Below are 19,744 nucleotides of genomic sequence, written 5' to 3'. Positions count from 1 at the left end.
CACCACAGGATCGTTACTGCGATCCTGTGGCATCTCTTAATCAAGTTCTTCTAAAATTTTTCTTCTAGGCCTTGCTATCAAAGAATAGAAACAAGGAACAACAACTAGTGTAAAAATAGTTGAGAGAAAAACCCCTCCTATAATAACTAAGGCCATTGGCCTTCTTGTTTCTGAACCAGCTCCTACAATTACCGCTGCAGGTACAGCAGATGCAAGAGTTGTAAAAGTAGTCATAATGATAGGCCTAAAGCGTGTTTCACATGCCTCTAAGATTGCATTCTTTAACTCTTTACCTTCATCTCTTAGTTGATTTGAAAATTCAACGATAAGAATAGAAGTTTTCTTAACAATCCCCATTGTGAGTAAGATACCAATCATCGAGTAGATATTCAGAGTACTTCCTGACAACCATAGTGCGATGAATGAACCGGCTAACCCAAATGGTATTGCCAGAAAGACAGTTAGTGGATCTGAAAAAGAATTAAACTGACTGGCCAGAACCATATAAGCAATAACAAGTCCTAAAACCATGATCATTAAAACACTAAAGAGTGATTCATTTAGATCTTTTGAAAACTTTAAGTAGTAACCCTTTGGTAATACTTTCGCACCAAGTTCTTTGATATAATCAATCGCCCTACTTTGAGCAACACCAGTTTTTAAATTGGCATCAACTCGAATCCCTCTTGCCCTATTTTCACGGTAAATAGACTGTGGCCCAAATGCATCTTCGATCTTTACAACATCATTTAGAGTTACAAATTCTCCGCGATTATTTTGAAGAAGTAGTGACGAGATATTCTCGCGTGTACGATCTTCCTCTGCTAATTGAACAAATACATCGTAACGTCTACCACGCTCCGTATACTTTGTTGCGGCCGAACCAGCAACTCCAACATTAAGAGCAGTTGCAATAGTATTAACTTCAACACCACGTTGTTGTGCTTTAATTCGATCAGGAATAATGTGAACTTCAGGAAGCTGTCCGATATCATCGGAACGAATTCCAACCATTAGATCAGATTCTTTCATCCCCTTTTCTAGTTGTTCATATAATTGTGCTTGAATAGCGGCATCTGGCCCCGTAATTGTAAACTCAATCGGACTTCCTCTTCGGCCACCAATGGCAGATCCCATACGATCTCTAATAATAATCTTTAGACCTTTAACAACAGATAATTCTTTTCTCAACTGGGCTGCAACTTCAAATTGAGTGAGCTTTCTGTGATCGCGGTCTTTAAGAATTAAAACACCAAAACCACGGTTTCCAGAAGTAGCACCTCGTCCACCTCCAACTGCAACAATCATTCTTTGAATATTTTCATTTTTAGAGACGATTGCTTCATACTCTTTAACTTTCTCATTTGTGTAATCTAAGCTCTTTCCATCTGGAGCGATGAAAATTACAAACATGAAGCTACGATCAGACTCAGGTGCAAATTCCTTATCGATATGATTAAGAGATAAGAAAGCGACAAGAATCAGTGCTGTCGATACAAGAAGAACTTTAATTCTATGACCTAGTGCGAACTTAAGAATTCCCATGTAAACTTTATTCCCAAACTCTACCGCCCTATCAACCCAAACGTGAACAAAGATTCCTTTTGAAGCAACATTTAAGAATTGTGAACATCTCATTGGTGCTAGAGTCAGGGCCTCTAGAGAAGATAGAGATACAGCAATACAGATTGTTAAAGCAAACTCTTTAAAGAACCTTCCTTCGATTCCAGGCATTAGTGTAATAGGTGCAAAGATTGCAACAAGAACAGCAGTCGTGGCAAGAACAGCAAATGCAATCTCACGACTTCCTTTAAAAGCTGCCTGTACCTTATCATGTCCTTTCTTGGCGTAGCGAACAATATTTTCCAACATAACAATAGCATCATCAACAACAATACCGATTGCTAAGGTTAGTCCAAGAAGAGAGAATGTATTTAATGAGAATCCCATTAAGTACATAAAAGAAAACGTTCCAATAATGGCAGTAGGAATGGCCAGAAGAATATTTATTGTTGCCGACATTGAGTTCAAAAACAGCCAACATACTAAAGAAGTTAAGATTACTGATAGAACAAGGTTTTGAAGAAGTTCATCAATTGATAACCTAATAAAAGAAGTTCTATCGAAGTTTACAGAAAGATTTGTCCCCTCAGGCAAGTTCTTAGAAATCTCTTCAACTCTCGCTTTAACTCTATCCGCAACATCAACTGCATTAACACCTCTTTGTTTGTAAATTGGCATCGATAGCGATGGCTTTTGATTAACACGTGAGATACGTGTACGATTTTCAACACCAGCGTAAATATTTGCAACTTCAGAAAGTCTTATCGGTACGTAATTAGCTTGGCCACCACGTCGATTGATAATCATATTCTTGAAGTCTTCAACTGTTCGTCCTTCACCCAAAACCCTTAAACTCTTCTCATTAGAAACCGTCTCAAACTTACCAGCAGGTAGCTCAACACTTTCTCGTTGGAGTGTAAGAACAATATCAGAGAGAGTTAATTGAAACGCTTCTAGCTTATCAGCAATAACATCAATTCTCATCATAGGCTCTCTCGCACCAAAAGCACGAACTTCAGAGACACCTTCGATTGTGGTCAGCTGATCAATAACACCATCTTTAAACAAAATATTTAGTTCTCTTTCAGTTAAAGTATCTGAAACAAGAGCTAAATAGAGAATTGGATCATCAGCTGCGTTGGATTTTGTAACTGTTGGAGTTTCGACATCGTCAGGAAGCTGTCTTTGAGCACGTCCTAGAAGAGTTTGAACTTCCTGAAGTGCGAAATCAATATCTTTATCAAGTGTAAACTCTAAATCAATTCGCCCTTGCCCACGTCCAGCAGTAGATGTCATATCTTTAATCCCTTGCATTGAAACAAGAATAGACTCGGCCGGCTCTAATACGTCTTTTTCCACAACTTCTGGGGTTGCCCCTTCATATTGGTAGGCGATTGAAATTGATGGGTAATCAACATCTGGGTTTTCATTAATTCCCAATTCTCTAAATCCTAAGATTCCAAAGAGAATGAGAGAGAACATTAACATCCATGCAAATACAGGATTTCTTATCGATAATGATGATAAACTCATATATAACCTTCTTAAATTTTAGGGATATTACCTAAGTAAGCATTCGCTTGATAATATAAAGACTTAACTTCAAGAGACGATCTAATCGCTAGCTTCTCAAGATCGATGACATCATCTAGTGACCTAATAACTTCAATCTGTGTAACAAGGCCTTTATTTAGATCTTTCAACTGCTCTTGATACGAAGCACGACTTCGAAGCAATGCTTTTCTAAGTGTTTTTAACTCATTTTTCTTATATTCAAAATTTTGAACAAATGCATTCCAACGATTTTTCGTATTACGTCTACTGAAATCAATTTGGGCCTTGTTGATTTGTGAAGCGATTCTCTTACTTACAACTCGAGATTTTCTTTCACCAAAATCTAATAAATTTAAGGAAACATTGAGACTTACACCCCAATCACGCTCTCCAATCTCGTTCTTATCAATATTGTAATTGGCCCTAAGATCAACCTGGGGATAATATGCGGCCTTTTCGATCTTTGCTTCTGCAATAGAAGCTTCATAATCATACTTCAAACTTTTTAGTTCAGGTGTGTTCTCAAGGTCGACATTTAATGAAAGCGTTAGCTTTAATGGATCGACACTATCTTTCACTTCAGCAATATTGTCGAGTCCAGAAAAATTCATAAGGTCAGTCATCGAAGTCTTTACCTGTGCCTTACTTTGTACAAGTCCTGCTTCGAGGCGGTGTAATTGGGACTCTAGAGCAAATAAATCGGCCTTGCGATCTCGTCCAATTTTTGTTCTACCTCTAACAATACTAACCCTCTTTCTTAGGTTCTCTAATAACGCATCGACTCTTTCTTTTTCTTCAATAGCGGAAGACATTTGAAAGAAAAGCGATGTGAATTGAGAGTAGTACTCTGCAAGACTTCTATTAGTAAGAGCTTTAGCTTGCTTTGGTACAATTTTATTATAGTCATACAGAGCAAACTCAGCTCCACCTTGAAATAGTTTCTGATTTAGAGAAAGGAAAACTTCTGAATCAACTTCATTATTACGAGTTGTAACATTGCGATACTCTTCACTATAGGTGTTAGTATTTACAATATCAACTGACGGATAAAGCGTTGACTCTACAGTTGCAAGGTCTGAAATAGTCTTCTTCTCTGTAAGATCAAATACTTCAACTTGTTTTGACTTTTTTAAAGATTTTAAATAAAGATCCTCAACTGAAGCGCTACTTAAGCAAGGAACAAGTGTAAAAAACAATAATCCAATTTTATAAAACTTCAAGAATTAGTCTCCTGTATATTTTTAACAAAACTTTCAATTACCAGTAGTGCATCTGATACTCTTTTAACCTCAGATGAATCAATTTCATCTAGGTTTTCTAAAAAGCGACAGCTGGCAGCACTTCTGACTTTTTCAAACTTCTTTTTGCCTTTTGATGTAATTTTTAGATTCGTGATTCTTCGATCTGTTTTACAAGTCTCTCGATATATATATTTATCATTGACCAAGGTATCCACTAATTTTGAAATGGCAGCACAAGATACACACATGATTTCAGCTAGGTCACTTACTGAACATGTGCCATTATCAACCCTTGCAAGGATTCGATATTTTGGAAAGCTAAGCTCTGACTCACTTGCACTTTTAATATAAGATCTAATAATGCTCATGGATGATGGGATGACTTCGATAAATTTACGAGATAATGAATCTTTAATAATGCGTAACCTTGTTAATATTTAACTTTGTTAAGTATTTTACAAAGATATCTTAAGATTTCAAATATAATTCATTAGAAAGATTTTAGCTTATTTAACCTAGTTAACTAAAGAACCATGCCACCAATAATTGCGGCTACTTGTGCATCGACACAATTTTTAACACTGACCTTGGGACTAACTTCTTTGGCATATGAGTACCTATTTATAGCTATCTTGTTGCTATAATAACGTACTCCTTTTTGTGGGAAGGAACTTGTCGACTAATGATATTATGAAATCCCCAATCGTAGAATTGATCCTCAAATGATTCGAGGTTTTCGATATACTCCATCTTTACAACTGGAACAGTAAAGATAATTCCTTTTAATGTTCGGTTATACTTCTTTGCTAGTCTTAGGACTTCTTTAATAGACTGTTTAGGATTAATATTAATATCCGCATGAATCCAGCGTACTTCCTCAGGTAGATCTTCATGAGAAAGGTCCTGCACTGATCTTTTCATATGTGTGAAGTTTTTGTGATTAGCGACCTCTGGGTCTAATTTTGCAGGATCTATTCCCACAACCTTGCAACCTTCATCAAGAAGAAGTTGTGATGCACCACCTGGAGCACAACCAAAGTCTAGCCACAAATCCCCTTTATATAATTTGATTGCGTATAGCTTTATGATTTGAGCAAGTTTTAAATAACCTTTAGAAGGTGCATTTTCGGCCACATTTACTTCAACCACTGAGTTAGGATAGCGAGTACATCCATTGGCCACACTATGAGCACCAAACCAAATTTCATTTGGGCCTAGGGCAATTAAATCAATAACAGTCTTACCTTCAGCACTATAGCCATTTACCTCACGTCCAAAGGCCTCTTGAGCATCAAATTCGCTCTCACACCCAATTGTAAAACTGTGAATCATGAAGTTTTCACTATCAAGCCCTGATGCCTTAACATCATTTACAATATTTTCAGGAGTCGATTTTCCATAGAAGATCCCACTACGTGTTGCAAATGTAAGTTGGAGTTGCGAGATTGTTTTCAAGTCATATGCAACACCCGTATTCTTAAATGTGACAAAGCCTTTCTTAGAAAAACTTAAAACCAATTCCGGATAAAATATCTTAATCTCTTCTTTTAAAAGAATTTCATTTCCTGGATTTGTACATACAAAAATATATTGTTGCTGACTCATGGCCATCCTTATATCTCAGGTGCCATGCACCTTTGGTTTCGCACATGCACAACAAAAAGAGCATGGCACCGTTTTTAAAAAATTACTGAAACGTCTTCTAGAAGGGCCGCATGCTTATTTCTAAGCTCAATCGGGTCATCAAAGCTCATCGACGTCGTCTTTTCAAAGAGAGTTGTGCTCTCACCACTTGGAAGTTGGCACTTAATAAAGGCAGAGCATTCATTCTTATGCTCCCCTAGCATCTTTGTTTCAATGCACAGATTAATCCTAAGCCCTTGAGAAGCCTTTCCAGGATACTTCTTACATAGCTCAATGAGAGATTTTTTAAGTTCTGGATTATCCCATTTTAGGGCCTCCAAAATTGACGGCTCACAAGATTGCACTCGAAATACATCCCCATCAACAACACACTTAATCCCTTTATCTGTCGAGGTTTCAAGGTAGCGATAGGCAAAATTCTCAAGATTATGAATAAAGAGCGCTGAAACACCATCAGACTCAATTAGCCATTCACGATTCTTAGAATTCATTTCTTCTGTAAGCTTTTCTTTATCAATTTTCGTCATACATACATAATACTTGCTAAATCTAAGCAGTAAAGAGATTCTATAATTATAACTAAATAATAATTGGAGGAAGTAAATGAGTCATGCTATTGAACCATCGTTAAAATCAAAAAAAGCTGGGATAGCCTTCGGCTTCGTCATCTCCTTTGTGCTCGGTTCAGCATTTGTTTTTTCAGCACTAAAAGCAGGAATTACCCCAGGAATCAGCCCTCTTGTCGTCTTATTTGGCTGGGTCGCAATGGGGAGCTTCTTTAAAAGCGACATGAAAGGCTTTCTTGCCATGGCCCAAGTAACAGGTTCAGCAGGAGTCGCAGTAACGGCCGGTGTCGCCTTCGTTGCGCCAATCGTTCAAATCCTAGCTGCAGAATTAGGACAACCAGTTCCTCCAGTCGATATTCTATCACTCGTCCTAGCTTCCGCTGCCGGATGTTTCCTAGGTTGGGGCTTTGTGGGCCTTGCAACACAGAGGTTCTTAACAGATCCAAAACTTCCAGCTCCAGAGGCCGTCGCTTGTGACCGCCTTATCCAAACAGCTGCAGAAAATCCTCAGGCCCGTCCACCTTTAAAATTCTCACTTATTCCAGGTCTAGCATTTGGATTTGTGATGGCCTTTCTAAGCCAAATAAAAGTTTTAAAAGCAAGTATCTATGATCTTAAGTTCACTCTAAGTGGAGTTGAAACTAAACTTCCTCTTCCAATTAACCCACTTTACTTTGGTATTGGAGCCCTTCTTACTGTTCCGACGGCAATCCTAATCTTCTTCGGAGGACTTCTGAACGCAGTCGTTAAGGGAATGTCAGCGGCCCAAAATATGCCAGGGACAACTTTTCGTTGGGTTGGTGGTGCTGCCATGGTTGTTGCCGTAGTTTACTCACTAATTGCTTATATTATTGAAGGTAGAAAAACTCGCAACGCTCTAGCTAATAAAGAAGCAGACTTTGATGCTGACCAATTAGAAATTCCAGCAAGCGTAAGAAAACAACTTCTGGCCTCAATTGGCTTTGGTGCATTCTTACTAGTAGCCATGATGATGTATTCAGGAGCAACACTTGTAGGACTTGTTGCACTTGGAATCGTTGCCCTACTGCTTATCTTTTTCCTAAGTGGCCTAGGTGCACTTTTATCACTTCAAGTTGGATCATCTGCTTCACCTGTAAGTGGAACCGTTTTTATGGGAATGCTTGTTCTAAGTTTAGTAGGACTTGCAATTGGTCTTGAAGGTATCCAAGGTGTTTACTTTCTAGTTCCAATTATTGTTGCAGCTTGTGTTGCCATTTGTGCATCTAACGACTCATCACAAGATTATAAGACAATGCAATTTAATGGCCTAAAGGTTTCAAGCTCTTTTGTGGGACAAATCGTAGGTCTTCTAGGTGGTGCAATCTCTGTTCCTCTAGCAATTTACGTAGCTCATGAAACAGGAACTCTTGGAAGCGAAGCCCTACCAGCACCACAGGCAGCTTTCTTTGCAACTGTACTAAAGTCACTATTTATTCAAAGTGATATTCCAATGATGCCAGTTCTTGCAGGAACAGGTCTTGGACTTCTTGCAGTTATTGTTGAGATCATCGGAAAGCGTAAGGGTGTAATCCTAAGCTCTCTTGCTTTTGCAGTTGGAATCTATCTTCCTTCATATATCGGAACGGGAATTCTTCTAGGTTCTCTTGCAAGACTAGCTGGGACAAAGTCAGTGACAAAGATCACTCACCGAGGAATCCTAACGGCCGCAGGTCTAATCACGGGAGACGCTCTATTTGCTCTTCTTTTTGGTATCCTTGCAATTGGCGGAATGGAGATTGCTGGAGTTAAAGACTTTAATTTCCAAACAAGCCTAAGCGTCTTATTCTTTGTAGGTCTTCTGCTTACGACAGCGATTAACTACGCTAAGACTTCTTCGATTGAAAAAAACTAACATACAATCTAATAATTCCAGGAGCTTCTAATGAGGTTCCTGGATATTTTCCATACGCCTTTCTGTTCAAATATTGTCAAAAATACACTCTCTAACTAAACCTAATCAATTTGGTATATATATTTAAAAAAGATTATTCAAAGGCAATTTTATGAAATTATTAAATATCATTCTATTACTACTAGCTGTCTCTTTCACTGCCACGGCCCGCCCAAGAGATGGTGCCCTTTACTGCGGGAAACACGAGTCTCACATTAAGATCTATTTCAAACAAGATTCTAAACTTTACTACTATATTGATAACACTGACTTGAGGAATCTCAAAGAATACAGATGTGTTGAATTCACACCAGAACTTCCGTTCTACGATGAAGTTCAAAGTGCCTACCTAAAAGCACAAAAAGACGTTGAAAAATATAGTTCAGCTTCTACTGCTCTTTATCGACTTGAACATGACACGCGCTACTACTGTGGAAATCCACAATCAGGTGGACTATACGCTGCTTACACAAAGAAGTATTCTGAAGCGCTATACCTTTACGATATTGAGTCAAAGACTTTTGATACTTACGATTGTATTAATCTTTAGTACTTATAAGAACTCTTCACGTATAAGCTTTAAAAGATAAGTCTCACGTTCAATGGACATGCCTTTCTTCCCACTTGAGGCAATGGTCTGTTCATTGTGAGCAATTGCATCGTGGATATTTATCCACTTTGGTTTCATACCATTATTCACTTCATAATGTTCTAGCTGCGTTTGGCCTAAGTCGTAATCCACAAAACAAGTAAAACAGTATGAAATCATATGCTGGATATCGAAGTCTGGTTTATACCATGGCCTAAATTCTTCATAGATACCAAACTCTTTGACCTCTCGAATATTTTGAGCGCCAGTTTCTTCTTTTAGCTCACGAATCATCCCGGCCTTGATATCTTCACCGCTATCAAGACCCCCTCCAGGAAGACTATAGTCATCATACCTTTCAGTATAGAGCATGAGAATCATCTCACCATTAAGAGCAATGGCCCTTGTAGCAAGACGTTTGAAGACACTCTTTTCTTCAATCGATTCCCTCGATCCAATATCTGGATGAATAGTACTCTTTATCATTCTCATTAATCTAGAACTTCCTAATTTTGGACCACTTCACCACAAGTAAGCATTTTCTTTCCGTAATATGGATTCTTAACAGAAGATCCTTTTTGAATCCAACGGGCCTTTGCCATTGGACATTTAACGATTTTAAGATCGCTATTTTCAAGTGACTTACCATTCTTGATATAAATTTCAGAAAGAAGTTTAAATGAATCTCTTAAAGCGCTGACACTTTTTATATTCTTATCACAGTCACCGTATTTATAATCTTTAGCATAGTGACCTAGTTCTTTCGTACACATCGTTTTCCAAGACTTTAAGGCCTTATTTAAATCACCCTCAACTAATGACTTCTGAAGACTTAGGTAATTTTGATATTCTAACTCATGGCAAAAAACGTTTAAAGATAATATTAAAGCTATAAATAATTTCATAATTTCTCCTATGGGTAGCATGATATTACACATACCCCCCTAGGGTATATCGCAAAAACTATAAAATCAAATTATTACTTATTATCTCTAGAACTAATAAGCTTCAATTAAGGCACCTCTCTCAAGTAGCTTCTTATGTCGCTGTTTTAGTTTCTGAATTTCATTTAAAAATTGAAGGCGCTCCTTCACTTGATAGAACTCATAAGGAATCTTACCACTTTCAATATAATCAATTATTAAGCTCTCACTTATTGTTTCTAGACTGATAATTGAGTTCATTGATCGAATAGCATCCGTTAACTCTAAGGCAGGCCTTGAAGCTTTTACACGAAGTTGACTAGTAATGACTTCGTGAATGCCACTAGAGAGATCAAGTAAGAGATTTGCCTTCTTATCTTCAAATGTCACTTCATAAAGTTTATCAAGGGCCGTTACGTTCTCCATTAGAACTTTAGAGTTGTCAATATTATCGATGCTATTTTGAATAATAGAAAGGAGCTCAGGATCGTTAGTTAATCTCTCATCTAGAATAAGATTTCTTAGTCTTTCTTTGCTTTGAGCAAGCTTATCCTTACTCTTATAGTGTAGCGCCGTAATTGAGTCTTTATGATAATAGGCCCTAGAGTCAAGGGTTTCACCCTCGATAGGTTCAGTAAGGGTAATTCGGTAAGTGATATCATGGATTACTTCTTCACTTAACTTATCACCATAGCTAATACTCATATGTCTTAAAGCTTCATGAATAAGAAGCCCTATTTTTGAAAAGTCACCGACACTATTCCAAACAGGCGTAGAAATCCAAGCGCCTTTATCTCCAGAATAAAAAACTGCACCTTGAAAAATCTCTCCCTCATAAAAGCTTCTAACTCGATGTGGAGTAAATCTCCAATCAGCTCCCTTTAGGGCGGACTTAATCCCATGAGTAATCAAAGGACTACTCTCTTGCCACTTCTCGATTCTCTCTTCTAAAAGTGGATATATTTCCATTTCTTTAATACGGTCAAAAGTGAATTTCTCATAACCAAGAACACTGGCATGTTTTTTCAAGACAACTGATGAACCTTGAGAATAATTAAATTCATCAACAAAGTTTTGATCATAAACAGCAAAGTCTAATAAGATAGGTGCACCGACTCCTGTTTTAACAATCGTTCCTCCACCAGAACTCTCAAAGCCACCCTCATCTGAATTGTCCTGCACACTCTTTTTTAAAAATGAATTTAAATCTAGTTGCTGAGGCTTTTCCTTATGAAGATTAAACTTCTTAATATCAAGAAGTGTCTTATACTTTGATAAATCCACTTGAACTTTATGCTTAATATCCAAACTTTCTACACCAAAGGCCTGGTGATTCAAGCATAAGCATAGTCCAATTAGTGAAATAAGTTTTTGTGTCTTCATGGTTTCAATATAGACCAAAAGCAATTTAGCAAAGGGCAAAGTGTTTAATTTATAGGCCCTGTATTTAATAAATACACAACGATGCCAAAGCTAACTAAAAATATGCTAAAGTATTAACTAATACTACGAAGAAGAGAATACAAGCCAATAATAACGAGAACTTATGGATATTTTCAGTTATCAAAATTACAAAGATTTCACTATTGATGCTCTTGAAGAGCTTGGAAAACGGGTGCGCGGGACAAGGTCGAGACTTGCTGAAAAACTGGCCTGCCAAACGGCCTATATCTCACAAGTCCTAAACAAAGATGCTCACTTTAGTCTTGAGCAGGCATTGCTCACAGCAGATTTCCTGTCTCTATCAAATAAGCAGACGGAGTTCTATTTAACGCTAGTTAATTATCAGCGCGCTGGAAATAAGAGATTAAGTGACTATTACAAGGTCAAGATAGATGAACTTGTCAAAGACTCAAAAGACCTCAGTAAACGCCTAACTGATAAGAAAGAGCTAACAAAAGAGCAGCAATACGAATACTACTCAAGCTGGCATTATCTTGCGATCCACGCCTACCTCTCAATCACAAAGCAGTATGACAGAGAAGTGATCGCTGCAACTTTTTCAATTTCCACAGAGACTGTGGCAAAGGTTATCGACTTCCTTTTGGATGCGGGGCTTATTACTAATGACGGTGATAAAATAAAGCTTACATCAAAAAGTTTTCACCTTGGAAAGAACTCTCCAATGATTGCAAGACATCACTCAAATTGGCGTCTGCGTGCGATGGAAAGTATGGACCGAGCAACTGAAGATGAGCTTCACTATTCCTCTGTTATCACTCTTTCTAAGGAAGATCTGCCAAAGGTAAATGGTATCATGGTAAAGGCCATTGAAGAGATACGTGAGGTAGTAAAGAAGACAACCCAAGAGGATGTCTTCTGTTACACGATGGATCTCTTTAAAGTTTAGTTAAGGTCTAGTCGCTAGCATCACTTCATGAAGTAGTGCTGAAAAAATCGCTAACTTATTGGCGAATTCATCATCCATTGTTACTTCAAATCTCTCATCAAGTTCGAGGATATTTGAAAGAATAACTTTCGAATCATCTAAATTATTTAAACTCTCTTCGAAGATTAATTTAATCTGAGAATCGGCCATAAGCTCATTATCTTCACCAATAAACGTCTCAAGTTGAGTAACGATTTTAACAAGTCTTGAGTTTTCAACCTCTGTAGAAGCAAAAGTGTTTAGTGAAAGAATTAAGCTACTAAGTAAAATCATCATTGTCTTTTTCATTTGTATTCTCCTTTTCTTTTTGTTTTGTTGAAGGAGTTATAGACCAACAGATGACGCACCGATAGATTAAATTAATTAAAAAAATCAGCCTTTCTTAAGTTCAGCTATGAAAAACCTTTTAAAACAATATAATTACAGTGACTTATGATAGATCATTTTTAAAACCCTAGCTCACATTTCGTTAGCTGTTGATCCCTATAGTAGCCATCAGACATTAATCTTGCAGCACTCTTACACTCGTATACGGTGTATTCGCCCTCATAAATGTCTTTGCAATTTTCAAGTTGAGTGTACTTGTCCATGCTCTTAGGAATCGATCTAATGAGACTGCTACATTGAGAGAAGTTAGATTGCCCCTTAAGCTCTTTAAAACAACTAGCAACCTTATCCATATAGATAATATCAAAAAGCGTTGCATGAGATAGACACTCTTGGAGCGTGTAGCTGCCCTTAAATTTATCAAAACATTTTTGCTTGTCAGGATTAGGACCTGTTTTTGATGCTTCAGAACAGTCTTTGAATGTTTCCACATAAGCGGGAAAAGTGAGCTTATTAAAGGTATAGTCAATATTTTCATCTTCTTTATCACTTACTTTATTAACTAGAGTGAATAGGTAGAGCTCTTCTTTTAGCTTTTTGAGTTTATGTCTTACGTTTTTAAAACTTACTTCTTTAATTTCATCTAAATCTAGATTTCCAGAATCATCAGTTGTTGCATAGTGAAACAACGTAGCAAACCTTTCATCAAGTGTGATGATTTTTGGCTCACCGGCTTCATCAATTCTTACAATTGCAAACTGAATTTTAAACTGTGTTTTTGGTAAGTACTCTGCCCTTCCATTGATTTTTATATTTATGTCACTACCATCAAAATCAATATCTGACTTCAGTGATACCTTAGGAGATGTAGCTGCTGGCACTTTCGGCATAATAAGCTTCAATTTTTTCTTTAGCTCGACGGCCATAATTTCAGGGGCCCCATAGAGTTTATTAATATACTCAAAGGTAATTGTTCCATATCCATTACTTCCCCAGCTTTTTCCATAGCTATTTTTAAACTTAAAAGTTTTATCTTTTAGGTTATAACCTGTTATGACGATGGAGTGAGCAAAACACTGATTAGAAATATTGCATTCATCTCTTAGTCTTGTATTATATTTGATCTCTCCATTTTTCGAACTAAGCATTATGTCATCATTAATTACGATATTAACAGATACTGGCCGTTTATTTTTAGCGAGGTATGAAATAATTAGATCAGATCTTTGATTTTCATAATCGTCTAGATCAGTGATTTCTAAATTATTCCCTAATGAGATAATTCTATTTTTATCGGCACTGCTATTATGGTGGTAGCATTCATAACCAGATGATCTAACAGAGGCGTCTTCCGAGCATGGCATGCCCGGTGAGAACCAGCTTTGTTGATAAGGTAGATCCTGCTCAAAAGTGATCCCATACTTTTTTGCTGCATAAAGATTTCTAATGACACTAGAGCCTTCTTCAAATTCTCCATAACGAGCATAGTTCTTGGTAGCATAAATCAAAAATTGTTCTGAGATATTTATCTCAATATTTTGCTGTTTGATGATTTCACTTTCTAATAAGGAGGTAGCACTAAAGAATGTACACGCCCCTCGGTTTCCTTGATTTTTAACTGAGGACTGAATACTACTTAAATCCATTGACGTCGGAATCGCAGACTCACTCGCTATTGCGAAATTGCAAATAGATAACTGCAAGGCCAAAATTGTGAATAAAAATAATGAGTGCTTCATAATCCCTAACTTTTAAAAGAATTGTATCAGTAATTAGATACAGCAAGACTGAAGCCAGTTTTTTCTAAGAAGTGGGCTTTTGAGGTGTGGATAATCAGCTAGTTATGGGTTGAGAACGAAGTAAAGTGTTGAATAAATTGTAAATGTACAAAAATTGGCCAGCATTAAGCTTTTACGCGGTAGATGCCGGCCTTTCTCTCCATTAGCTTCTCTGCAATAAACTCACGTCTAATTGTACAAAAGTCTTCGTTATACTTTTCAATCCTTTCATTAACTTCAGCTTCTGTGTAATCACGGCCCTTTTTAAATTCTTGTAAGAGATGCTTTAAAATAACGAGTCGTTTTTTTCGCTGTACAGGGATCGACTTAAGCACACCATTTTTAAAAAATGACTTGATGATCTTCTGTTCATATTGAACTTCATTTTCATCTTCGTTTGAAATTGAAACCTCTAAAATTGAACTTAGGATATTCTTATCAAGCATCTTCTTTTGTAGTGAGAAGACTTTGTAGTACTGCTCCTTACGCGACTTAATAAGTCCTACAGCTTCAAGCTTTTTCAAGTGATGCGTAATCGTTCCAGGAGACAGAGAAAGTCTTTCTGCAAGAACTTCTGCATAGAGATCTTTCTCTGCCAGGCTTCTGATAATACTTAATCTCGCCTCATCACCTAAAACTTTAAATACGTTCGCAAGACTCATCTCTTAACCTTCGCCAAGGGATGTGCGCATTTCTTGCACAGATGGAAGAGATACGATCCACTCAAATGTACTAAGCTTAACCATCGCCTTATCTGCATCTTCATCACGGCCAAATCTTATGTCTTCGCTATAGCTCTGTGACCAATCACGGTACATAAGTTTTGTCGTCTTGATGAAATTAGCAGTCGTAGCATTTCCATAAAGCTCTTCCATAATTTCAAAAACATTCTCTCTAATCTTTCTTTCAACGTTGATATCGATTTTTCCTCTTGAAAGGTTCGATGCCTGCTTTGAAAGTTCTTTCAATTCATCCAAAAAATTCATTTTTACCTCCTGAATCTGTTTTGATATTTGTCAAAATAGACTCAAGAAGTAGAAAGGTCAATATTTATTTTGATATTTATCAAATTAGATTTAAGGCCAGTATATTAAAACATATGCTATTATACCTAAATGAAACTAACTTTCTTCTCAGACACTCATAATCGCCACAGCGAAGTTCCCTTCGAATCAGGGGATATCCTCTTTCATACAGGAGACTTCACACGCCGTGGCTCGCTGGAAGATACGAGAGCATTTGCAGAATTTGTAGCAGGTCTTGACTTCAAACACAAGATCGTCATCGCTGGCAACCACGACTTCTGCTTTGATGATGAAAGAAAGGAAGAGGCCGAAGCAATCTTAAAAGACAACGGCATCATCTACTTAAATGATTCAGGAATTGAAATTGAAGGATTTAAAATTTGGGGCTCACCTATTCAGCCGTGGTTTCATGACTGGGCATTTAACAGGCACCGAGGACCTGAGATTCAAAAACATTGGGACTTAATCCCAAATGATACTGACATCCTCCTCACCCACGGGCCACCTCGCGCTGTGATGGACTTATGTGCAAATGGTGAACGTGTCGGATGCACTGACCTGCTCAAAACTATCCAACGAGTACAGCCTCGCGTGCATGCCTTTGGCCATATCCACGAAGGCTACGGCACTGATATTTTTGGTGGAATCATATTTGTAAACTCTTGTAGCTTGGATGAGAGTTACAAGTATAAGAATGCACCGATTACACTGGAGCTCAGCTAACAAGAGATACTAAAGAATCTCTTTTACTCGCCCAACCTCTCCGCTTTCAAGACGAACCTTAATACCGTGTGGGTGGTAATCTGACTTCGTTAGAATATCCTTAACAACACCTTCAGTAAGGTTTCCTGTTCGTTGATCTTTCTTTAAGACGATACGGACTCGCTCGCCTATTTCGATATGGTCTCTTACATTTCCTTCCATTTTGATCCTTAATTAATAATGAATACATCACCTGCTTCATTATGCTTTAAAATGAGCTGACTTGGATAGCCAGCAGGATAGCGATGGGCCTCATTTGTCGTATTCAGCTTCACATAAATAGCAAAAGCAATGGCAGCAATTGCAAAGAATATCTCAAGCTTAAAATATTTTGTCTTTTTAATATGCTGCTCTTTCTTCATACTCATATTCTAACATAGATTCTTAATGAATCGACATCGAGGATAATTCATACAGCCTAGAAACTCTCCTCCTGCATACTTCCCTTTTCGGGCCACTTTTTTTAAGAGCTTACCTCCACACTTTGGACAAGTTACCATTGAATTATGGCGACGTTCTAATGATCTTAAGTGATCAGATAATCTTAGATTTGAAGACAATTTAAAGTTATCTATCTTTTCAGTGATCGCCCTGATTTCTTCATCAGAGAATATTAGTTCTCTATAACTTCTTATATGTGTATCGAGACCACTACTAATGACATTATCTGGTAGATAAGTCTTAATAGTACATTTACCGTTGAAGTAAATAATAGGAAAAATCTTGCTTTCATCTAAACTTAGAAATTCTGATAAGACTTTCTTTTGTCGATATACTTGTCTTAGTGGATTTTGAAATGAAAACTTTCTTTTATAAAGTACCTGAGTCCAATTCTTTTGATTCTCATCACCAAATATCCATCCCTTGTGACTTTTAGTTTCTATGATAAAAACGCCATATTTTGAAATCACAATATGATCGAGCTGTGTTGTACCGTTAGAAGAAGGAATTATTATATTGTGAATGCGATGGTATTCTTCGTTATTTAGAAATAACCTCATCTGTAAAGCTGTCTTGTTTTCCCCTCTTAAACCCTTGTGAATTAACAAAACGAGAAATATAAAAGCACATAAAAACATTAGTTCCATTTCTAGTTCTTCCTACATTACAAAGAATAAAAGTCCAATTATAAGAAGAACAAAAAGAAGAAGATATGAGCGAATATTTGCAAGTCTAACAATCTGCTTTAAATCACTCTGATCAATTTCTTTATATAACTTTCGAAGAATACAATTTTCTATCCAAACAGAAACATAGAAAGCTAGAAATAGCATAATGGCCTGTGCGATAAAAGATGAAAAAAACATATCTGTCTCTGCTGTCTTACTAGGCGCTCCTAAATAAGGCAGTAAAACTGCACCGAATACTCCTTTGAATAGCTCTGCTAAAACAGAGTAAGTTTTTAGAAGCTCGGGAAATATATAACCAATACCTAAGAGAGCTAAGATTGAAGGAATAAAATAAAGTATCCATGCTAAGGGTAGGCCTATGAATGTCGTTGCTAGATTTGCTAAGAATGTTCCCCACAAACTTTGCTTCCAGCCCAATTTCAATCGACTTTGGTATAAATTTGCTTCAATAATTACAATCGGTATTAATAGAGTAAACATTTCAACAAATGTAAATGCCACGACAGGTATTGCTGCGTTTGCAAAGGCGATATTTGGTACTAAAAATACATATATTAATTTTCTAAACTTTTTTTGCATCATTTTTAGTTTTCTCAATAAAGTCAATAAAATGCCATGCTCCAATGGTTACGCACTTGCGAAACCAAAGGTGCATGGCACCTTTTTTTAGTAAATACAATATTTCGATAGCTTTTTAGAACGATAAACATAAGCAAACCAAAGACCCGCAATAACTACACTCCACACAAGACCAGCAACAAGACTTTGCCATCCGTGTTTGTTATAATTAGTTTTAAAAGTAAGAGCACTCAAAATATCCACGACACTAAGAAATAGTTTTGAAAATATGATAAGTTTGAATGTGAAAATAAATTGAGTACGACGTCTAAATAATAAAATTACAGCATAGAAGCTCAAGAAAGCAACAGGAATAGAAAACAGAGGGTCAAAAGCTCCTTCAAGAAATGCTCCTCTCAATATCATAAAACGATAAAACTCGATTGCTGTTTCTGCTAGAATAGAAAACCCTGACATGATTAAGTAAAAGCTTATAAAATACTTCATCCAACCAAGATTAAAGTCATCTGAATAACTTCTTTCCTGATTTTTAACTTTTCGATTAATCCCAGCTGTTAAATTTCTGATATTCAAAAATTTCCATCCTAAAGCATACATCATAGGAAGCATCAACTGGTAGTGCATAGATACGTTGGCTGGAAGACGAATATTCCCATGAAGGAAGTATCTGACGCTATAATTTACAATCTGAAAACAGAGTAAATATCCCAAAAATATATTAAAAGATTGAAAAAAGCATTTATGTTTTTTAAAGAGAAATACCAAAGACAAAAAGGCTGCTAGTAATCCAACAAAAAGCAGGGCCGTATTCAAAAGATAAAATGGAATGGCATGTCTAATAGATGAAATCCCATACACAAAGAACTTCATCCCCAAATCACTAATATAGTACGCTAAAAAAAAATAAATTAAGATACGCAATAAGTCCGATATTTCATTTCTTACTTTTAAGTTAGGCACGACTCCCCCTCTATCCATCTGAATTTATAGAGTTCTTATCGTCAATAAATCACGCTTGGTTTAAATATATTTAATTGTAGCAATAACTTGTAGATAGCTCTTAAACCTATATGCTTTCTTAAGAAATTACGATAGTGTGCCATGCACCTTTTTGTTAGATAAAACTAAGTCAGCAGATCTAAGGCCAATGTATGTAATGGCGTATAATAACTTTGCTTAAAGTACGATAATACAATTGGACGCACATAGCGCTTCTTGGCTTTGACAATCTTAAACCGTCTATCCTCTTCCACAATATGCTTAGACATAACGGCACGACCTAGCCCAAGGGCTACTCCATCAACAATACTATAGACATCACCCATAAACCGTCTTGAGTAATCCATCTCTCGTCCTAAAAATTTAAAATAGGACTCAGTGGCATTGTCATAAGGCCCATGATCTAAATAGGTATTTGGGATATTCTTATGCTTCTTAGACTCGATGACGACGTATTCCTCTTCCCCAACTTGCAGACTCTCCACATTTGGAAGATTTGGAAAATAAAGACACAATGATTGTAAAAAAAGGAGATCAGGCCTTGATTGAATCACAAGCAGTGCTTGAAATCTTTGGTGAGCTTGATTCTTTCTATCCTGTGATTGGGTGCCCTAGGTTTATGCCTGGGTTTGTGAGAAACACTGGTTATAGGTTGTTTGCGAAGTATAGGCATCGTGTTTTTAAGATGGAGACGTGTGCGCTTTTGGGGGAACGGGAGCGAGGGAGATTTGTGGGGTGAATCCATAACAGTTTCTACTAATCA

Annotated in this window: 23 protein-coding genes; 5 read left to right on the top strand and 18 right to left on the bottom strand. The window is 36.9% G+C overall.

From position 1 onward, the window contains the following. Positions 1 to 36: 36 nt before the first annotated feature. The 5 genes from ABMA79_RS07815 to ABMA79_RS07795 form a co-directional block, all read right to left on the bottom strand. Positions 37 to 3,096 carry an efflux RND transporter permease subunit gene (locus ABMA79_RS07815; RefSeq protein WP_393091568.1) on the bottom strand — a complete coding sequence of 1,020 codons (3,060 nt, stop codon included), beginning with the start codon at positions 3,094 to 3,096 and terminating at the stop codon, positions 37 to 39. Positions 3,097 to 3,107: 11 nt separating this feature from the next. Further along, positions 3,108 to 4,337, bottom strand: a complete 1,230-nt coding sequence (locus tag ABMA79_RS07810; RefSeq protein WP_393091565.1) for a TolC family protein — start codon at positions 4,335 to 4,337, stop codon at positions 3,108 to 3,110. After that, positions 4,334 to 4,726, bottom strand: coding sequence for a MarR family winged helix-turn-helix transcriptional regulator (locus tag ABMA79_RS07805; RefSeq protein WP_393091562.1), 393 nt, complete (start codon positions 4,724 to 4,726; stop codon positions 4,334 to 4,336). The genes ABMA79_RS07810 and ABMA79_RS07805 overlap by 4 nt, the downstream gene beginning before the upstream one ends. Before the next feature lie 259 nt (positions 4,727 to 4,985). Next, positions 4,986 to 5,963, bottom strand: a complete 978-nt coding sequence (locus tag ABMA79_RS07800) for an SAM-dependent methyltransferase (RefSeq protein ID WP_392859153.1) — start codon at positions 5,961 to 5,963, stop codon at positions 4,986 to 4,988. A gap of 74 nt (positions 5,964 to 6,037) precedes the next feature. After that, positions 6,038 to 6,529 (bottom strand): hypothetical protein, encoded by a 492-nt coding sequence (locus ABMA79_RS07795; protein WP_393091560.1) that lies wholly within the window; start codon positions 6,527 to 6,529, stop codon positions 6,038 to 6,040. Positions 6,530 to 6,605: 76 nt separating this feature from the next. On the opposite strand from ABMA79_RS07795, the gene ABMA79_RS07790 reads away from it, so the two are divergent. Together ABMA79_RS07790 and ABMA79_RS07785 are read left to right on the top strand one after the other, a co-directional pair. After that, complete coding sequence (locus ABMA79_RS07790; RefSeq protein ID WP_393091557.1) at positions 6,606 to 8,441, top strand: hypothetical protein; 1,836 nt, start codon at positions 6,606 to 6,608, stop codon at positions 8,439 to 8,441. A gap of 151 nt (positions 8,442 to 8,592) precedes the next feature. Then, complete coding sequence (locus ABMA79_RS07785; protein ID WP_392859142.1) at positions 8,593 to 9,030, top strand: hypothetical protein; 438 nt, start codon at positions 8,593 to 8,595, stop codon at positions 9,028 to 9,030. Between the two features lie 3 nt (positions 9,031 to 9,033). Here ABMA79_RS07785 and ABMA79_RS07780 read toward each other — a convergent pair whose 3' ends face one another. The 3 genes from ABMA79_RS07780 to ABMA79_RS07770 all read right to left on the bottom strand — a co-directional run bounded on the left by ABMA79_RS07780 (position 9,034) and on the right by ABMA79_RS07770 (position 11,375). Continuing rightward, positions 9,034 to 9,561 carry an NUDIX hydrolase gene (locus tag ABMA79_RS07780; protein WP_393091554.1) on the bottom strand — a complete coding sequence of 176 codons (528 nt, stop codon included), beginning with the start codon at positions 9,559 to 9,561 and terminating at the stop codon, positions 9,034 to 9,036. A 14-nt stretch (positions 9,562 to 9,575) separates the two neighbouring features. Then, positions 9,576 to 9,974, bottom strand: coding sequence for a hypothetical protein (locus ABMA79_RS07775; protein WP_392859136.1), 399 nt, complete (start codon positions 9,972 to 9,974; stop codon positions 9,576 to 9,578). 93 nt (positions 9,975 to 10,067) lie between these two features. Then, positions 10,068 to 11,375 (bottom strand): hypothetical protein, encoded by a 1,308-nt coding sequence (locus ABMA79_RS07770; protein WP_393091551.1) that lies wholly within the window; start codon positions 11,373 to 11,375, stop codon positions 10,068 to 10,070. 163 nt (positions 11,376 to 11,538) lie between these two features. On the opposite strand from ABMA79_RS07770, the gene ABMA79_RS07765 reads away from it, so the two are divergent. Beyond that, positions 11,539 to 12,342 (top strand): TIGR02147 family protein, encoded by an 804-nt coding sequence (locus ABMA79_RS07765; RefSeq protein ID WP_393091548.1) that lies wholly within the window; start codon positions 11,539 to 11,541, stop codon positions 12,340 to 12,342. On the opposite strand, the gene ABMA79_RS07760 is transcribed toward ABMA79_RS07765, so the two are convergent. From ABMA79_RS07760 to ABMA79_RS07745, 4 genes are all read right to left on the bottom strand, one after another. Continuing rightward, a complete protein-coding gene (locus ABMA79_RS07760; RefSeq protein WP_393091545.1) occupies positions 12,343 to 12,669 on the bottom strand; it encodes a hypothetical protein in 327 nt (108 codons plus the stop codon). A gap of 158 nt (positions 12,670 to 12,827) precedes the next feature. After that, complete coding sequence (locus ABMA79_RS07755) at positions 12,828 to 14,354, bottom strand: C1 family peptidase (RefSeq protein ID WP_393091542.1); 1,527 nt, start codon at positions 14,352 to 14,354, stop codon at positions 12,828 to 12,830. Positions 14,355 to 14,611: 257 nt separating this feature from the next. Further along, a complete protein-coding gene (locus ABMA79_RS07750; RefSeq protein ID WP_103218350.1) occupies positions 14,612 to 15,148 on the bottom strand; it encodes a metalloregulator ArsR/SmtB family transcription factor in 537 nt (178 codons plus the stop codon). A gap of 3 nt (positions 15,149 to 15,151) precedes the next feature. Further along, positions 15,152 to 15,472 carry a hypothetical protein gene (locus ABMA79_RS07745; protein WP_393091539.1) on the bottom strand — a complete coding sequence of 107 codons (321 nt, stop codon included), beginning with the start codon at positions 15,470 to 15,472 and terminating at the stop codon, positions 15,152 to 15,154. Positions 15,473 to 15,601: 129 nt separating this feature from the next. On the opposite strand from ABMA79_RS07745, the gene ABMA79_RS07740 reads away from it, so the two are divergent. Continuing rightward, a complete protein-coding gene (locus ABMA79_RS07740; protein WP_103218352.1) occupies positions 15,602 to 16,234 on the top strand; it encodes a metallophosphoesterase family protein in 633 nt (210 codons plus the stop codon). A gap of 9 nt (positions 16,235 to 16,243) precedes the next feature. Here ABMA79_RS07740 and ABMA79_RS07735 read toward each other — a convergent pair whose 3' ends face one another. The 6 genes from ABMA79_RS07735 to ABMA79_RS07710 all read right to left on the bottom strand — a co-directional run bounded on the left by ABMA79_RS07735 (position 16,244) and on the right by ABMA79_RS07710 (position 19,466). Continuing rightward, positions 16,244 to 16,435 (bottom strand): YwbE family protein, encoded by a 192-nt coding sequence (locus ABMA79_RS07735; protein WP_393057470.1) that lies wholly within the window; start codon positions 16,433 to 16,435, stop codon positions 16,244 to 16,246. 8 nt (positions 16,436 to 16,443) lie between these two features. Continuing rightward, a complete protein-coding gene (locus ABMA79_RS07730) occupies positions 16,444 to 16,635 on the bottom strand; it encodes a hypothetical protein (protein WP_393091536.1) in 192 nt (63 codons plus the stop codon). Between the two features lie 9 nt (positions 16,636 to 16,644). After that, positions 16,645 to 17,352, bottom strand: coding sequence for an NERD domain-containing protein (locus tag ABMA79_RS07725; RefSeq protein ID WP_393092454.1), 708 nt, complete (start codon positions 17,350 to 17,352; stop codon positions 16,645 to 16,647). A 21-nt stretch (positions 17,353 to 17,373) separates the two neighbouring features. Then, positions 17,374 to 17,985 (bottom strand): hypothetical protein, encoded by a 612-nt coding sequence (locus ABMA79_RS07720; protein WP_393091533.1) that lies wholly within the window; start codon positions 17,983 to 17,985, stop codon positions 17,374 to 17,376. Positions 17,986 to 18,069: 84 nt separating this feature from the next. Continuing rightward, positions 18,070 to 18,942, bottom strand: coding sequence for a hypothetical protein (locus tag ABMA79_RS07715; RefSeq protein WP_393091530.1), 873 nt, complete (start codon positions 18,940 to 18,942; stop codon positions 18,070 to 18,072). Between the two features lie 164 nt (positions 18,943 to 19,106). Further along, positions 19,107 to 19,466 carry a hypothetical protein gene (locus tag ABMA79_RS07710; RefSeq protein WP_393091528.1) on the bottom strand — a complete coding sequence of 120 codons (360 nt, stop codon included), beginning with the start codon at positions 19,464 to 19,466 and terminating at the stop codon, positions 19,107 to 19,109. A 2-nt stretch (positions 19,467 to 19,468) separates the two neighbouring features. Here ABMA79_RS07710 and ABMA79_RS07705 point away from each other — a divergent pair, with 2 nt between their 5' ends. Then, positions 19,469 to 19,720 carry a DCC1-like thiol-disulfide oxidoreductase family protein gene (locus ABMA79_RS07705; RefSeq protein ID WP_393091525.1) on the top strand — a complete coding sequence of 84 codons (252 nt, stop codon included), beginning with the start codon at positions 19,469 to 19,471 and terminating at the stop codon, positions 19,718 to 19,720. Positions 19,721 to 19,744 lie beyond the last annotated feature (24 nt).

The organism is Halobacteriovorax sp. HFRX-2_2 (genome assembly GCF_043196705.1).
Taxonomy (GTDB): Bacteria; Bdellovibrionota; Bacteriovoracia; order Bacteriovoracales; family Bacteriovoracaceae; genus Halobacteriovorax_A.
The sequence above is the reverse complement of the archived record's forward strand: the minus strand, read 5'-3'. Positions and strand labels throughout refer to the sequence as shown.

Bases quoted from the DNA above. Each gene is read 5' to 3' on its own strand.
- ABMA79_RS07815 (WP_393091568.1), bottom strand. From the start codon at position 3,096: ATGAGTTTATCATCATTATCGATAAGAAATCCTGTATTTGCATGGATG.
- ABMA79_RS07805 (WP_393091562.1), bottom strand. From the start codon at position 4,726: ATGAGCATTATTAGATCTTATATTAAAAGTGCAAGTGAGTCAGAGCTT.
- ABMA79_RS07800 (WP_392859153.1), bottom strand. From the start codon at position 5,963: ATGAGTCAGCAACAATATATTTTTGTATGTACAAATCCAGGAAATGAA.
- ABMA79_RS07795 (WP_393091560.1), bottom strand. From the start codon at position 6,529: ATGACGAAAATTGATAAAGAAAAGCTTACAGAAGAAATGAATTCTAAG.
- ABMA79_RS07790 (WP_393091557.1), top strand. From the start codon at position 6,606: ATGAGTCATGCTATTGAACCATCGTTAAAATCAAAAAAAGCTGGGATA.
- ABMA79_RS07785 (WP_392859142.1), top strand. From the start codon at position 8,593: ATGAAATTATTAAATATCATTCTATTACTACTAGCTGTCTCTTTCACT.
- ABMA79_RS07780 (WP_393091554.1), bottom strand. From the start codon at position 9,561: ATGAGAATGATAAAGAGTACTATTCATCCAGATATTGGATCGAGGGAA.
- ABMA79_RS07775 (WP_392859136.1), bottom strand. From the start codon at position 9,974: ATGAAATTATTTATAGCTTTAATATTATCTTTAAACGTTTTTTGCCAT.
- ABMA79_RS07770 (WP_393091551.1), bottom strand. From the start codon at position 11,375: ATGAAGACACAAAAACTTATTTCACTAATTGGACTATGCTTATGCTTG.
- ABMA79_RS07765 (WP_393091548.1), top strand. From the start codon at position 11,539: ATGGATATTTTCAGTTATCAAAATTACAAAGATTTCACTATTGATGCT.
- ABMA79_RS07760 (WP_393091545.1), bottom strand. From the start codon at position 12,669: ATGAAAAAGACAATGATGATTTTACTTAGTAGCTTAATTCTTTCACTA.
- ABMA79_RS07755 (WP_393091542.1), bottom strand. From the start codon at position 14,354: ATGGATTTAAGTAGTATTCAGTCCTCAGTTAAAAATCAAGGAAACCGA.
- ABMA79_RS07750 (WP_103218350.1), bottom strand. From the start codon at position 15,148: ATGAGTCTTGCGAACGTATTTAAAGTTTTAGGTGATGAGGCGAGATTA.
- ABMA79_RS07745 (WP_393091539.1), bottom strand. From the start codon at position 15,472: ATGAATTTTTTGGATGAATTGAAAGAACTTTCAAAGCAGGCATCGAAC.
- ABMA79_RS07740 (WP_103218352.1), top strand. From the start codon at position 15,602: ATGAAACTAACTTTCTTCTCAGACACTCATAATCGCCACAGCGAAGTT.
- ABMA79_RS07735 (WP_393057470.1), bottom strand. From the start codon at position 16,435: ATGGAAGGAAATGTAAGAGACCATATCGAAATAGGCGAGCGAGTCCGT.
- ABMA79_RS07730 (WP_393091536.1), bottom strand. From the start codon at position 16,635: ATGAAGAAAGAGCAGCATATTAAAAAGACAAAATATTTTAAGCTTGAG.
- ABMA79_RS07725 (WP_393092454.1), bottom strand. From the start codon at position 17,352: ATGTTTTTATGTGCTTTTATATTTCTCGTTTTGTTAATTCACAAGGGT.
- ABMA79_RS07720 (WP_393091533.1), bottom strand. From the start codon at position 17,985: ATGATGCAAAAAAAGTTTAGAAAATTAATATATGTATTTTTAGTACCA.